Here is a 13,894-nt window from a genome sequence, read left to right on the forward strand (position 1 = left end):
AACAGATGCACCTTCACGTCATCGGTATTTGCGGTACCTTCATGGGCTCTCTGGCACTGCTTGCGCGTGCGCGCGGCCATCGCGTCACCGGCAGCGATGCCAATGTCTATCCGCCCATGAGCACACAGCTGGCCGAGGCCGGTATCACCCTGATGGAAGGGTATGCCGCCGACAATCTCGAGCCCGCGCCAGAGCTCACGGTGGTCGGCAATGCCGTCTCGCGCGGCAATCCTGAAGTCGAGGCGCTGCTCGAGCGCGGCCTGGCCTACACCTCCGGCCCGCAATGGCTGTGTGACGAGGTGCTGACGGGACGACCGGTGATCGCCATCGCCGGCACCCACGGCAAGACCACCACCGCGACCATGACCGCCTGGATTCTCGAATGCGCGGGCCTCACGCCGGGCTATCTGATCGGGGGCGTGCCGCCGCAGCTGGGCGATTCCGCGCGTATCGGCGACCCGCAGGCACCCTTCGTGGTCGAGGCCGATGAGTACGACACGGCCTTCTTCGACAAGCGCTCCAAGTTCGTGCATTACCGTCCGCGCATCGCCGTGCTCAACAATCTCGAATTCGACCACGCCGACATCTTCCCGGATCTCGCGGCCATTGAACGGCAGTTCCATCACCTGGTGCGTACCGTGCCGGCTGGCGGCAAGCTGGTGGTCGCGGCCGACGCCGTCGCCGGTGCCGAGGCGCTGGAACGCGTGCTGGATCAAGGCTGCTGGACGCCGGTGACACGCTTCGGCGATGAAGGTGGCATCGAGAACGCCGGTGGCGACTGGCGCTATCGTCTGATCAGTGCCGATGGCAGCCACTTCGCGCTGGCGGCGCCGGCCGCCGTGTCCGGCGAGGCGGATCGCTTCGTCGAGTGCCAGTGGGCGATGCGCGGACGCCACAACGTGGCCAATGCCTGTGCCGCGGTGGCCGCTGCCGTCGAGTGCGGCGTGAGTGTCGAGGCGGCGCTGCAGGCGCTCGCGTGCTTCGCGCCGCCCAGGCGCCGCCAGGAGCTGCGCGGTGAGGTGGCCGGTGTCAAGGTCATCGATGACTTCGCGCACCACCCGACCGCCATCGCCACCACGCTTGAGGGCCTGGCGCCGGGCGTGGCAGCCGAAGGGCAGGGCGGTCGTCTGTGGGCGGTGATCGAGCCGCGTTCCAACACCATGAAGCTTGGCACCATGAAGGCGCGCCTGCCGGCAGCGGTCACCGCAGCGGATCGGGTCAGCTGGTTCGCGGGCCCGACACTGGGCTGGTCACTGGACGAGACGGTCAGCGAGTGTCGTGCCCTCGGCGTTGAAGCCGATGTCGAGCAGGACCTCGACGCCCTGATCGCCAAGATCGCCAATGACTCCCGCGCCGGCGACTGGGTGGTGGTGATGTCCAATGGTGGCTTCGGCGGTATCCACGAACGTCTGTTGAGTGCACTGGCAGCACGGGAAGGTGAGGCATGAGCCAGCAAGCGAAAGCCCCCGAAGGGGAGTTCAAGTCAGCGGTCACCGTCGCGCTGACCGGGGCCTCGGGTGCCCAGTATGGCCTGCGGTTGATCGAATGCCTGGTCGCGGCGGGTCATGAGGTGATGGTGATGGTCTCCAAGGCCGCCCACATGGTGATCGCCACCGAGACCGATGAAGAACTGCCGGCGCGCCCGGCTCGCCTCACCGAGGTGCTCACCCAGCGCTACGCCGCCAGGCCCGGTCAGATTCGCTGCTTCGGCCGCGAGGACTGGATGGCGCCCGTGGCGTCCGGCTCCGGCGCGCCGAGTGCCATGGTGGTATGTCCATGTTCCACCGGCTCGCTCTCGTCCATCGCGACCGGCGCCAGCAACAATCTGATCGAACGCGCCGCCGACGTCGCCCTCAAGGAGCGTCGCACGCTGATTCTGGTGCCGCGCGAGACGCCGTTCTCGGCGATCCATCTCGAACACATGCTGAGCCTGACGCGCATGGGGGCCGTCATCCTGCCCGCCGCCCCCGGCTTCTATCACCGCCCGCAGACACTCGATGACATGATCGACTTCATCGTCGCGCGCATTCTCAATCAGCTGGGAATCGCGCATGCGCTGATGCCGCGCTGGGGCGAAGGGCATGTCAGTGGTGACTAGTGTCGTCATCTTGATCATCGGATTGTGCAGGGAGAGCAGGGAATGCTGAATTGGTCATTGTTGTCGGTGTTCGTGCCGACCTTCTTTCTGGTGTCGCTGACACCGGGCATGTGCATGACGCTGGCCATGACCCTGGGGATGACGCAAGGGGTGCGCCGCACCCTGTGGATGATGGTGGGCGAGCTGCTGGGGGTCGGGCTGGTGGCGGTCTCGGCCGTGATCGGGGTCGCGACCATCATGCTGCGCTATCCGCTGGTGTTCTCGGCCTTCAAGCTGGCTGGGGGCGCCTATCTGGTGTGGCTCGGCATCCAGATGTGGCGCTCGCGAGGGCGCCTGGCGCTGGGGGCCGTGGGCGAGGCCAGTGCTGCACCACGCGCCTCGCGGCGGACATTGGCGGCACAGGGCTTCGTCACCGCCATCGCCAATCCCAAGGGCTGGGCGTTCTTCATCGCGCTGCTGCCACCGTTTCTGGACGCGAGCCTGCCGATGACGCCACAGCTGGTGGCGCTGGTGGGCATCATTCTCACGCTCGAATTCAGCTGTCTGATGCTGTATGCCGGTGGCGGCAGTGGACTGGCGCGCTGGCTCGGTCGTGGTTCGCGCGTGCGGCTCATGAACCGGGTCGCGGGGACCCTGATGGTCGGCGTGGGCATCTGGCTCGCCACCGGCTGACCTCGGCATGCCAAGGCGCTGACCGACACACCCCGAACACACGAAGGCCCGCCAATGGCGGGCCTTCGTGTGTTCGCCGTCTGGAACAACCGCGACGACGGGGACAACCGGGGCGGCTGGCGCAACGTCGGCAGCTGTCTCAACGGTGGTGTGCGAGTCAATTGCGTCGCAGGGTTTCCAGTGCCGCCGCCGCCACGATGAAACTGCCGCCCACCAGCGTCATCCAGGTGGGGGCCTCGCCGAGAATCAACCAGGCAAGCAGCACCCCATACACCGGCTGCAGACAGCCGATCATGCCGACGGTCTTGGCCCTGAGACCACCCAGGGCGAAGGTCATCAGGGCATGGGGGGTGGCCGTGAACACGACGGCCAGTACCAGCATGGCGATGCCTGTTCCCGGGCTTGCGTCCATGATCTCGCCGGAGGCGAACGGCAATGTCAGCACCACCACGCCCAGCGCCTGCAGGCTCATCGACAGCACCGGGTTGAGGTGGCTGAGACGGTAGCGCACCAGCAGATTGCGCGCCGCGAACAGCAGGCCCGAGAACACGCCCCACAATACTCCCGCCAGGCTATCGCCCTGCGCGCTGCTGTCGCCGCCGGGAACCAGCAGCCAGACGCCGATGCACACCAGCCCCGCTGCCGCCAGATCCCCGGCTTTCAGGCGCGTGCCCTCCACCCAGGGTTCCAGCAGCACGATGAAGATGGGATAGGTGAACAGTGCCAGCATGCCGGTGGCCACGGACGAGACCTGCATCGCGTGGAAGTAGCTGACCCAGTGAGCGGCCATCAGCGCCGCGGCCACGCCCACCAGCGCCCAGTCGCGGCCGCTCAGGCGCAGCGAGACCTGCCACTTCAGCCGTGCGATCCACAGAAGGAACAGGCCGGCCAGCAGGCTGCGCCAGGTGGTGATGTCGAGCGCCGAGAGTGGCAGGCCCTTCGAGAACAGCGCCGTGCCGCCGAGCAGCGCGATACCGAGATGAATCGACATGAGCGCCTGGGGCTGGTTGGCAGGGGGAGCGGCAGGACCGGGCATGGGTATCCTCTTGGGCAGAAGGCGAAGGTGGCGGTGGTGATGACGTGCAGCGATCACCTTGAGGGTCGATCGTGAATGTCGGGCTAGAGCGGTAGCCACAGCAGGCGCGCCGTCAGCAGACCCAGACTCGCCAGGCTCAACCACACCACGGGGGCGGCCGGCGAGGGGCAGGGTTGCTGGACGAAGGCAGGGTAGCTGATGCGCACCAGAGCACACGCCAGCAGTCCCAGACAGGCGCCGCCCAGGATATCGCTCAGATAGTGCACGCCGAGGAAGATGCGAGACAGCCCGATCACGCTACAGGCGATGATGGCGCTCCAGTAGATCCAGCGTCGGCGTGGAGAGGGTTGCCGTTCGGCGATGAAGGCGGCTGCCAGGCCGAATACCGCGACGGCACCGGCCGTGTGGGCACTGGGGAACGACATCGAGCCCTCGAGAAAGGCGGGAGTGTCCGGACGGGGGCGCTGGATCAGATACTTGAGCACGGTATTGGCGCAGGCGATGCCGACCCAGGCGGCGCTCAGATGGATCCATATCGCATGGCGGCGCGTGAGTGCCAGCCACACGAGCCAGGGCGCCACGAGTGCCGCGAGCCCCGTGCCATCGCCGAGCTGCGACAGCCACAGGCTGGCCTGGTGCAGAAGGTTCTCGGGCAGCAGGGTGTGGAGTCTGTCGGCGAGCGAGGCCGCAACGACGTCGATCTGCCAGGGCCCGGGGTGAGCGAGTGCCGCCAGACTCATCGCGGGCACGCTGATGACGGCAAAGACCAGCAGTGCCATCGAGGCCAGCGGGAACTCGCCTTCCGGGTCGGGGTGGCGCAGCTGCCACCACAGGCGACGGCCGGATGCCGAGCGACGCATGCGGCGCGCCAGCCAGTGATAGAGGCGGCCTTCGCGGCCCAGCTGGCGGCGCAGAAAGGAGAAGGCAAAGGCGCAGGCGATCAGGCCGCTGGCCAGGCCGATCAGCAGGCCGTTGGCGCCCGGTGGCAGCGTGAACAGTGATTGCCAGGTCTGGCCCAGCAGGTAGCCCGGCAACAGATAGGCGGGAGACCACGCCAGTGCCGAGAGACCATTGACCATGAAGAAGCGCGAGGCCGGCATGTCCAGCATGCCCGCGACCAGCGGGATGATCGGGCGTACCGGGCCGACGAAACGCCCGAAGGCGATAGACCAGCTGCCGTGACGATGGAAGAAGCGCTGACCGTGTTCGATCCATTCGGGGTGGCGCGAGAAGGGCCAGCGTTGCGGTAACTGATCCCGATGATGGACGCCGAGCCAGAAGCTCACGCCATCGCCGATCACGGCCCCCAGCGCACCGGAAAGCAGCACCAGTGGCAGGGAAAGCTCAAGATGCCCCGCCAGCGAGGCGCCGGCCGTCAGCATGACCACGCCGGGGACCAGCAGTCCGACGATGGCGAGGGATTCGAGCAGGGAGATGAAGCCGATGATGACAATCAGCGCCACGGGGTGCTCGCTCAGCGTGGCCATCAGGGAAGTGGGGTCCAGCCAGTGAGTCAGTGTGGCAAGGGTGTTGCTCATTCATTGAGGTCCATCAGGGTGAGTTGGGCGGCCAGCAGGCGTTGTTCGAGTTTCTGTACCGTGTCGCCCGCCTTGTAGTTGACGAGACGAGCGTGAGCGATGATCGAGCCGGTCTCGGGCTGTGTCGTCGCCGCCAGGGCGGCCGTCAGGCGTTCACGCATGATCAGGGCGCCGGCCTCGCCGGTATTGGGGAGCATCAGCCAGAACGTGGCCTTGTCACTGCGACACAGCAGATCGCCCTGACGCGAGATGCCCTGCATGACATCGCAGGCCGAGGAGAGACACTCGATACGGCGGTCTTCCCCGAATTGCTCACCGAGCATCTCCAGCTGCGGCAGGTAGATGACCAGGATGCTCAACGGCTGCTCCAGCGCACTGGCGCGTGCGGCCTCGCTGGTCAGCCGCTGCTGGCCGGTGCGCGCATTGTAGGCATTGCACTCGACTTCCTCGCTGGCGGTCATGCGCATGACACCTGACTGCAGGTTGTTGATCACGAAGGGCTGGCTGGCGACCAGCAGCAGGCAGACATAGCGCAGTACCTCGCCGAAGTTGTCATCCGGCTGACCCAGCAGCCATAGCCACAGCGGGGCCAGTACCACGTTCAAGAGCATCGCCGGCGCCAATGGCAGCAGCAGCAGCGTCAGGATGCTCGGCAATCCCAGCCACAGCGACATTCCGATGTGCGCGCTGGGGGCCTCCAGCGCCAGCATCAGATAACCGCCGATCAGCGCCAGATAGTCGGGAAGCGGCTGCTCTTCATCCAGAAGGTGCAGAGCGGTCGCGATCCCCATCAGCAAGGTGGCCAGCACCGGTGTCAGGATGTGGGAGTAGTCCCCGACCAGATAACGCCAGAGCGCGTAGGTGGCCAGCACCAGGGTCGCCAGCAGCATGATCAGGGTCTTGCGATTGGCCAGCCGGCGGCGCTCTCTGGCGCGCGTGGCCGTCGTTGACGAGGACATCAGTCTTCAGCCTCCGCCTGGGGGGTGTCGGCGAGTGCCGCCTTTCGGGAGGGGAGCGCGGGCAGGTGAGTGATCGGCTCGCGCTCCTCGCTGAGGTTGGCACTCGCCGCCTGCAGGTCGAGATGGTCGGCCTCGGTATCGTTCAGCGGCTGGACCCGCGCCCGCACTGGCATGGCAAGATGCTCCATGAGCTGCCGACGCCGCAGGTTGGCAGCGTGTTCGCTGCGTGCCACCAACAGCAACGCCAGGCAGCCGTCGTCAAGCTGATAGCGTGTCTCATGGGGCAGCGCCGCGCTGTCCAGCGTATTCAGCAGACGGCGACGCGTGAGGCGGGTGGGCGTGGCTGGCTCCAGCAGGATCAGTTCGATGTGGATGCCTTCACGATCTGCCCGGGAAATTTCCCGCGGCAGATCCCGGAGCAGCTGGTATTGTGACCAGATGGCACGATTCGCGTCACGGCGACCGCGCCGCTCCAGCTGACGCCAGACCTCCTGCTGACGCTGCCCGGCGATGGCGCCCAGCGCCATCAAGGTGGCCGTGATGCCGATGCCAAGGCTCAGCCAGTCACTGCCCAGCGGCGTGAGTGCCAGCCAGGTGGTGATCAGCCCGATGATGGCGCAGGCCGGCGCCAGCCACGAGGGGCGCGGATAGAGCAGCAGCACGGCAAACCCCCATAGCCACATCATGTGCTGCTCGGGTGCCAGCAGCACCAGCAGCGCCATGATCACCGCCACGCTGAGCATGGCCGTGGTCCGGAACCAGCCCAGCGTGAAGAGTTCGTGCGCCAGGGAGACCACCAGCAGCAAGGTGCCGCCGATGGCCAGCAGCAGTCCGGTGATGGTCAGGGCGAGGCTGATCTGGCGCGCCGCTTCCAGCAGCAACAGCACAGAGCCGAGCAGACAGATGAACTGACTGACCCGGACTTTGAACTTGATCTCCATGGTGACTTATATTGGCACCTTTCCCGTGGATGACATGAATCCGACCAGACTCCCCGGTCGGATGGGGCGCAGCGCATTGAGCCATGCCATGACAGGATGTGCGAGCGTGATGCCGCCTGCCTGTCCCGGCTCTGCCAGGCGCTGATACGGGCCAGCATACCCCAAACCATGATTTTCCGAAGTGTCGAGGTGATCCGGCGCTTTCGCTTCACCCCTCCCTCGGCTGATCCACAGGCGCCAGAGCGGGCGGAAGGCATTTTCCTACATCTTTCTACGAATGAGACAAGGCACATGAGCGAGCTGGGCAAGCACGACACCACGGACGTCGTGGCTTACATGAACGGTCTGGGCGGCGATGCCCGCGCAGCGAGCGTGGTGATGCGTCGTGTCGACAGCGGCCTCAAGAACCGGGCGCTGCAGATCATGGCACGACTGATCGACGAGCGCCGCGAGTCGCTGACCGCCGCCAACGCCGATGACCTGACGCGAGCGCGTGACAATGGCCTGTCGGAGGCGATGGTCGACCGCCTCGCCCTCACGCCGGCGCGTATCGACGCCATGATCGAGGGGCTCGAGCAGGTCGCGGCCCTGCCGGACCCGGTCGGTGAGATCGATGGCCTGAAATATCGTCCCAGTGGCATCCAGGTCGGTCACATGCGTGTGCCACTGGGCGTGATCGGCATCATCTTCGAATCACGGCCCAACGTCACCATCGAAGCCGCCAGCCTGTGCCTCAAGTCCGGCAATGCCTGCATCCTGCGTGGTGGTTCCGAAGCGGCGTCCAGCAACCGTGCGCTGGGTGAGATCATCCGCGAGGCGCTGGTGGCGGCCGGGCTGCCGGCGACGGCGGTGCAGGTGGTGGCCACCACGGACCGTGCCGCGGTGGGCCGTCTGATCGCGATGCCCGAGTACGTCGATGTCATCATCCCGCGTGGGGGCAAGAGTCTGGTCGAGCGCATCACCAATGAGGCGCGCGTGCCGGTCATCAAGCATCTCGACGGTATCTGCCACGTCTATATCGACGCCACGGCAGATCTCGACATGGCGGTGAGCATCGCCGAGAACGCCAAGACGCACCGTTACGGTACCTGCAACACCATGGAGACCCTGCTGGTGGATGTGGCGGTCGCGGCCGAGGTGCTGCCGCGCATCGCCGAGCGTCTGGCGGTCCATGAGGTCGAGATTCGTGGCTGTGAACGCACCTGTGACATCCTGTCCGAGGCCGTGGCCGCCACGGATCAGGACTGGGATACCGAGTATCTGGCACCGATTCTGGCGATTCGGGTCGTCGAGGGCGTGGAAGCGGCGATGGCGCATATCGAGCGTCACAGCTCCGGGCATACCGAAGCCATCATCACCGACAACTATGCGCTGGCGCGTCGGTTCATGGCCGAAGTGGATTCCAGCTCCGTGATGGTCAATGCCTCCACCCGCTTTGCCGATGGCTTCGAATACGGATTGGGTGCCGAGATCGGCATTTCCACCGACAAGCTGCACGCTCGCGGGCCCGTGGGGCTGGAAGGGCTCACCACACGCAAGTATGTCGTGTTCGGCGATGGGCAGATTCGTCAGTGAGATCTCCAGACCCTTCCTCGGTCAGCGCATCGCCCCGGGCGCTGGACGATAGCCAGTGCCCGCTGAATGTCGACGGCGACGCCGCGCAGCGCGAACCCGCCGCACAGCCGGGTGGGGAGGCCTGCGACACTCTGCCTGACGAGAAGCCACAGCCCGGTTTCGAGGGCTGTCTCGGGCCGGTCCCCCGGGTGGCGATGCTCGGGGGCACCTTCGACCCGGTACACCACGGGCACCTTCGCAGCGCCATCGAACTGCGTGAGGCGCTGGGCCTGGATCATGTGTTGATGATTCCCTGCCATCAGCCGCCACATCGTGCCGCACCCGGGGTGAGCAGCGAGGAGCGTCTGGCCATGCTGGAGGCGGCGATTGCCGGTGAGCCGGGGCTCAAGGCGGACGCCCGCGAGCTTTTCCGGGATGGGCCGTCCTACAGTGCCGACACCCTGGCGAGCCTGCGCGGCGAATATGGCCCTCAGGCGCGGCTGGTGATGGCCATCGGCCATGATGCCTTTCTCAAGCTTGGCGAATGGCATGCCGCCGAGCGATTGTTCGATGATGCCCATGTCGTGGTGATCGAGCGCCCTGATCATGATGCTCCTCTGCCAGAGGCGTTGAAGGCCTTGATCGAGGGGCGGGAAGTGCAGACGGTGGCCGAGCTGATGGCGCGTCCCGGCGGCCTGTTGCTGCGGTTGTCATTGCCGACCCGCATGGCGATCAGCGCGACCTTCGTGCGCGAGCGGCTCGCGCTGGGGGATAGCGTGCGCTACCTGCTGCCCGAGACGGTCATCCGCCATATCGAGGCCCGGTCGCTTTACTGCCCGCCCTGTGAGTGAGGGTTCGTGACGCGTAGATTGACGATGCCCATAGGCGAGCGCATCACCAACGGGTAGAATGCGCCCCCTGCCGAACAAACTTCCGAGGAATCATGCAGACCGAAGCTCTTAAAAACCTGGTGATCGACGCCCTTGACGACCTCAAGGCCCAGGAAATCAGCGAGATCGATGTCTCCAAGCTGACCAGCGTCACCGATGTCATGGTGATCGCGACGGGGACTTCCAGCCGTCATATCGCCGCTCTGGCCAACAATGTGCAGGTCACGGTGAAAGAAGCCGGCGTCAAGCCGCTGGGTTGCGAAGGCGACAACGGTTCCGACTGGGTGTTGCTGGATCTGGGCGATGTCGTCGTCCACGTCATGCTGGCCGAAACCCGTGCCCTGTATGACCTCGAGCGCCTGTGGAGCGATCTGCCCCGCGAGACGAGCGAAGAGTTCGAACAGCGCAGCTGATTCCGCTCTTGCCTACCTCAAGAGGCGGAGTGATGCGGCACGGCGGTGCCACCGGCGCCGGTTGCGGGCAGCATGCTGACAGGGCGGGCCCGTGGTGGTTGGACGGAAGGAGAGGGTCAGCGGGCATGCCCGTTGGCCACTGACGACACGGGACAGGACATGAAGATCCGAGTACTGGCGGTCGGGCAGAAGATGCCTGACTGGGTGGAGAAGGGTAGCCGGGAATATCTCAAGCGCATGCCAAGAGACTTTTCCCTCGAATTCATCGAACTGGCGCCCGGAAACCGTGGCAAGAACGCGGACATTGCCCGTGCCATGGCCAGTGAAGGTGATCGGATGCTCGAAAAACTCAAGGGAAATGAACATGTTGTCGCCCTTGATGTCCTAGGTAAGTCGTGGAGCACGGAGCAGCTGGCTCAGCACGCCGATGACTGGCGCCTGGGCGGTCGCGATGTGGCCATCCTGATCGGCGGTCCTGACGGGCTCGATCCACGCCTGCTGGCCCGCGCGGATCAGCGCTGGTCGCTCTCCGCGCTGACCCTGCCGCACCCGCTGGTGCGCATCGTATTGGCGGAGCAGCTCTACCGCGCCTGGACACTGCTGGTCGGGCATCCTTATCACCGTTAAGCGCCTGCCGCTTGCGACAAGACACGAGTTGCGAGACCCGCCATGCGCCAACGCCGGGCGACGATCAAGAATCCCCAACAGGAAGTGCGGATCTTTCGCCTTCGCAGTATCGTGGCCGCCGGCCTGGTGCTGGTGCTGGCCGGTTGCCTGCTGGCACGGCTGGTCTTTCTTCAGGTCGTGGAACACGATATCTATACCACGCGCTCGGACAAGAACCGTGTGCGTGTCGAACCGCTGCCGCCGACGCGCGGCCTGATCTATGACCGCAACGGTCGCCTGCTTGCCGAGAATCGTCCCAATTACAATTTGACCATCGTGCGCGAACGCGCCGGTGATCTGGAGACGACGCTTGAGCGTCTGGTCGAGATTCTCGATCTCCCCCCTGATGAAATCGAAGACTTCAAGGAACGCTCGCGTCAGCGACAGCGCCCCTATCAGCCAGCCCTGTTGATGAGTGAACTGAGCCAGGAGCAGATCGCGCGTCTGGCGGTCAATCGCTATCGCCTGCCGGGTGTCGAGGTCGAGGCCCAGCTGCTGCGTTACTACCCGGATGCCAAGCCGCTCTCGCACACGCTGGGCTATGTCGGGCGCATCAACCAGGCGGAGCTCAAGACCCTCGACAAGGGCAACTATTCGGGAACGCACTTCATCGGCAAGACCGGGATCGAGCGCTTCTATGAAGAGGCGCTGCATGGTCAGGCCGGGCTGCGCAAGGTGGAAACCAATGCGCGCGGCCGCGTGCTGCGTGAGCTGTCGCGTATCGACCCGCAGCCCGGCAAGGACTTGACGCTGACCATCGACCGTGGCCTGCAGGATCTGGCCTATCGACTGCTCAAGGGGCGCCGTGGGGCGATCGTGGCCATCGAGCCGGAGAGCGGCGAGATCCTCGCCATGGCCTCGGTGCCGGGCTTTGATTCCAACGAGTTCGTCACCGGCATCAGCGTCAAGAGTTACCGTGCGTTGCAGTCCGACATCGACCTGCCGCTGTTCAATCGGGCGATACGGGGACAGTATCCGCCTGCCTCGACGGTCAAGCCCTTCATGTCGCTGGCGGGGCTGGACAATGGCGTCATCACGCCGCAGACCACCTTCTTCGACCCGGGGTATTTCCAGCTGCCCAATGACAGCCACAAGTATCGCAACTGGCTGCGCTGGGGGCATGGACGGGTCAACATGCGGCGCGGTATCGCCGTCTCCAATGACACCTACTTCTACAATGTCGCCTATCGACTGGGCATCGATCGCATCAGCGAGTACATGCACAAGTTCGGGTTCGGTGAGCAGACCGCGCTGGACGTGCAGGGTGCCTTGCCGGGGTTGATGCCGTCCAAGGAATGGAAGCGCAATCGCTACGACAAGCCCTGGTATCCCGGCGAGACCATCTCCATCGGGATCGGCCAGGGCTACTGGTTGACGACGCCCCTGCAGCTCGCCTCCGCCGAGGCGGTGCTGGCCAATCGTGGCCGGCATGTGACGCCTCATCTGGCCAAGCGCATCGGCGATGAGACGGTGCTGTTGCCGCGCAGCGAAGAGAAGCCTGACGTGGTGGTGGAGAATCCTGCCTGGTGGGACGAGGTCATCGGCGCGCTTGAGGACGTGGTCAATGGCCGCGAGGGCACGGCGCGCAAGTACGTCGGGCCCGGGCTCAAGTATCGCATGGCCGGCAAGTCCGGTACGGCGCAGGTCTTCACCCTGGGGCAGGACCAGAAGTACAACGGTCACGAGCTGGCGGAACGTCTGCGCGACCATGCCCTGTTTGCGGCGTTCGCGCCGGTCGAGAATCCCGAGATCGCCGTGTCCGTGGTGGTGGAGAACGGTCAGGGCGGAAGCTCGGTGGCCGGCCCCATGGCACGTGCCATCACGGATTACTGGTTGTTGCCGCGCATTGATCCTGTCGCCCGTGATGCCGCCCTGACGCTGGCGGCGGCCCTGGAAGAGACGGCGGCGCAGGCCGAGCAGAGCGAAACCCCTGCAGGAGTCAATGATGCCGACTGATTATCAGCGCTCGATGCGCAGCGTGGGAGGCGAGCTCAATCGCCGGCGTCGCACCAGTCTGTGGGAGCGGATCCATCTGGACCCCTGGCTGCTGCTGTTGCTGCTGATCGTGCTGGGGTGCGGTCTGATCGTGCTCTACAGCGCCAGCGGTCAGGATATCGATTTCACGCTGCGCCAGGCGTCACGTCAGGCGTTGGCGCTGGGGGTCATGATCGGCCTTGCGCAGCTCTCTCCGAGCACGCTGTATCGCTGGGCACCTGTCGCCTATGGCGGCGGTTTCCTGATGCTGGTGGCGGTGGAGGTGCTGGGGGATGTCGGCATGGGGGCCCAGCGCTGGCTGGTGATTCCCGGCGTCGTGCGCTTCCAGCCGTCGGAGCTCATGAAGCTGGCGATGCCGATGATGGTCGCCTGCTGGCTGGGGCAGCGGCCGCTGCCGCCACGCTGGCGCGATCTGGTCATCTGTGGGGTGATCATCGTCACGCCGGTGCTGCTGATCGCTCGGCAGCCGGACCTGGGAACCTCGCTGCTGGTCGCGGCGGCCGGGGTCTTCGTCATCCTGCTGGCGGGACTCTCCTGGAAACTGATCGCCTTCTTCGGGGCGTTGATCGCCTCGGCGCTGCCGCTTCTGTGGATGGTGATGCATGACTATCAACGCCGGCGTGTGCTGACCTTCCTGAATCCGGAGTCCGACCCGCTGGGAGCCGGCTGGAACATCATCCAGTCCAAGACTGCCATCGGCTCCGGAGGCCTGCTGGGCAAGGGCTATACCCTGGGGACCCAATCGCAGCTGGAATTTCTGCCTGAGCGGCATACCGACTTCATCGTCGCGGTGATCGGGGAGGAACTCGGGCTGCTGGGCATGAGCTTCTTCCTTGCCCTCTACGTGTTGATCGTGCTGCGCGGGCTGGTGATGGCCAACCATGGTCAGGACAGCTTCGCGCGTCTGACAGGGGGGGCCATCATCCTGACCTTCTTCGTCTATGTGTTCGTCAACATCGGCATGGTGTCAGGCATTCTCCCGGTGGTGGGCGTTCCACTGCCGCTGGTCAGTTATGGTGGGACCTCCAGCGTGACCTTGCTGGCGGGCTTCGGTATTCTCATGAGCATTCATACCCACCGGCGCCTGCTGTCGCGTTGACGCGGCCTTTGCAGCTACCGGATGGCAAGGACA

General features: G+C 65.4%; 13 protein-coding genes. 9 read left to right on the forward strand and 4 right to left on the reverse strand.

Features of this window, described 5'->3' with window-relative positions; all coding sequences use genetic code 11:
- Window positions 1-5 precede the first annotated feature (5 nt).
- Genes mpl through HXS65_RS01215 form a run of 3 tightly spaced genes read left to right on the forward strand, consistent with a single transcriptional unit; the run spans window position 6 to window position 2,770 of the window.
- Window positions 6-1,448, forward strand: coding sequence for a UDP-N-acetylmuramate:L-alanyl-gamma-D-glutamyl-meso-diaminopimelate ligase (gene mpl / locus HXS65_RS01205; RefSeq protein WP_176492923.1), 1,443 nt, complete (start codon window positions 6-8; stop codon window positions 1,446-1,448).
- Window positions 1,445-2,098 (forward strand): flavin prenyltransferase UbiX, encoded by a 654-nt coding sequence (locus HXS65_RS01210; protein WP_077371887.1) that lies wholly within the window; start codon window positions 1,445-1,447, stop codon window positions 2,096-2,098. Before mpl ends, HXS65_RS01210 begins: the two co-directional genes overlap by 4 nt.
- Before the next feature lie 42 nt (window positions 2,099-2,140).
- A complete protein-coding gene (locus HXS65_RS01215) occupies window positions 2,141-2,770 on the forward strand; it encodes a LysE family translocator (RefSeq protein WP_077371890.1) in 630 nt (209 codons plus the stop codon).
- 157 nt (window positions 2,771-2,927) lie between these two features.
- Here HXS65_RS01215 and HXS65_RS01220 read toward each other — a convergent pair whose 3' ends face one another.
- From HXS65_RS01220 to HXS65_RS01235, 4 genes are all read right to left on the reverse strand, one after another.
- Window positions 2,928-3,806 carry a DMT family transporter gene (locus HXS65_RS01220; RefSeq protein WP_084209164.1) on the reverse strand — a complete coding sequence of 293 codons (879 nt, stop codon included), beginning with the start codon at window positions 3,804-3,806 and terminating at the stop codon, window positions 2,928-2,930.
- 83 nt (window positions 3,807-3,889) lie between these two features.
- Complete coding sequence (locus HXS65_RS01225; protein WP_240704178.1) at window positions 3,890-5,344, reverse strand: bifunctional DedA family/phosphatase PAP2 family protein; 1,455 nt, start codon at window positions 5,342-5,344, stop codon at window positions 3,890-3,892.
- Window positions 5,341-6,303 carry a diguanylate cyclase domain-containing protein gene (locus tag HXS65_RS01230; protein ID WP_176492924.1) on the reverse strand — a complete coding sequence of 321 codons (963 nt, stop codon included), beginning with the start codon at window positions 6,301-6,303 and terminating at the stop codon, window positions 5,341-5,343. The genes HXS65_RS01225 and HXS65_RS01230 overlap by 4 nt, the downstream gene beginning before the upstream one ends.
- Window positions 6,303-7,244, reverse strand: coding sequence for a hypothetical protein (locus HXS65_RS01235; RefSeq protein ID WP_141392698.1), 942 nt, complete (start codon window positions 7,242-7,244; stop codon window positions 6,303-6,305). The genes HXS65_RS01230 and HXS65_RS01235 overlap by 1 nt, the downstream gene beginning before the upstream one ends.
- A gap of 291 nt (window positions 7,245-7,535) precedes the next feature.
- Here HXS65_RS01235 and HXS65_RS01240 point away from each other — a divergent pair, with 291 nt between their 5' ends.
- From HXS65_RS01240 to rodA, 6 genes are all read left to right on the forward strand, one after another.
- On the forward strand, window positions 7,536-8,819 hold the full coding sequence (locus HXS65_RS01240; RefSeq protein WP_077371902.1) for a glutamate-5-semialdehyde dehydrogenase: 1,284 nt from the start codon (window positions 7,536-7,538) through the stop codon (window positions 8,817-8,819).
- Between the two features lie 194 nt (window positions 8,820-9,013).
- Complete coding sequence (gene nadD, locus HXS65_RS01245) at window positions 9,014-9,649, forward strand: nicotinate-nucleotide adenylyltransferase (protein WP_077371905.1); 636 nt, start codon at window positions 9,014-9,016, stop codon at window positions 9,647-9,649.
- Window positions 9,650-9,741: 92 nt separating this feature from the next.
- On the forward strand, window positions 9,742-10,101 hold the full coding sequence (rsfS, locus tag HXS65_RS01250) for a ribosome silencing factor (RefSeq protein ID WP_077371908.1): 360 nt from the start codon (window positions 9,742-9,744) through the stop codon (window positions 10,099-10,101).
- Window positions 10,102-10,260: 159 nt separating this feature from the next.
- Window positions 10,261-10,728, forward strand: a complete 468-nt coding sequence (gene rlmH / locus HXS65_RS01255) for a 23S rRNA (pseudouridine(1915)-N(3))-methyltransferase RlmH (RefSeq protein ID WP_077371912.1) — start codon at window positions 10,261-10,263, stop codon at window positions 10,726-10,728.
- 42 nt (window positions 10,729-10,770) lie between these two features.
- Window positions 10,771-12,723: a penicillin-binding protein 2 gene (gene mrdA / locus HXS65_RS01260; protein ID WP_084209161.1), complete on the forward strand. Its 1,953-nt coding sequence runs from the start codon at window positions 10,771-10,773 to the stop codon at window positions 12,721-12,723.
- Entirely contained in the window at window positions 12,710-13,861 is a 1,152-nt protein-coding gene (gene rodA / locus HXS65_RS01265; RefSeq protein WP_371861119.1) for a rod shape-determining protein RodA, read from the forward strand. The genes mrdA and rodA overlap by 14 nt, the downstream gene beginning before the upstream one ends.
- Window positions 13,862-13,894 lie beyond the last annotated feature (33 nt).

Source organism: Cobetia sp. 5-25-4-2, from assembly GCF_013374075.1.
Lineage (GTDB): Bacteria > Pseudomonadota > Gammaproteobacteria > Pseudomonadales > Halomonadaceae > Cobetia > Cobetia marina.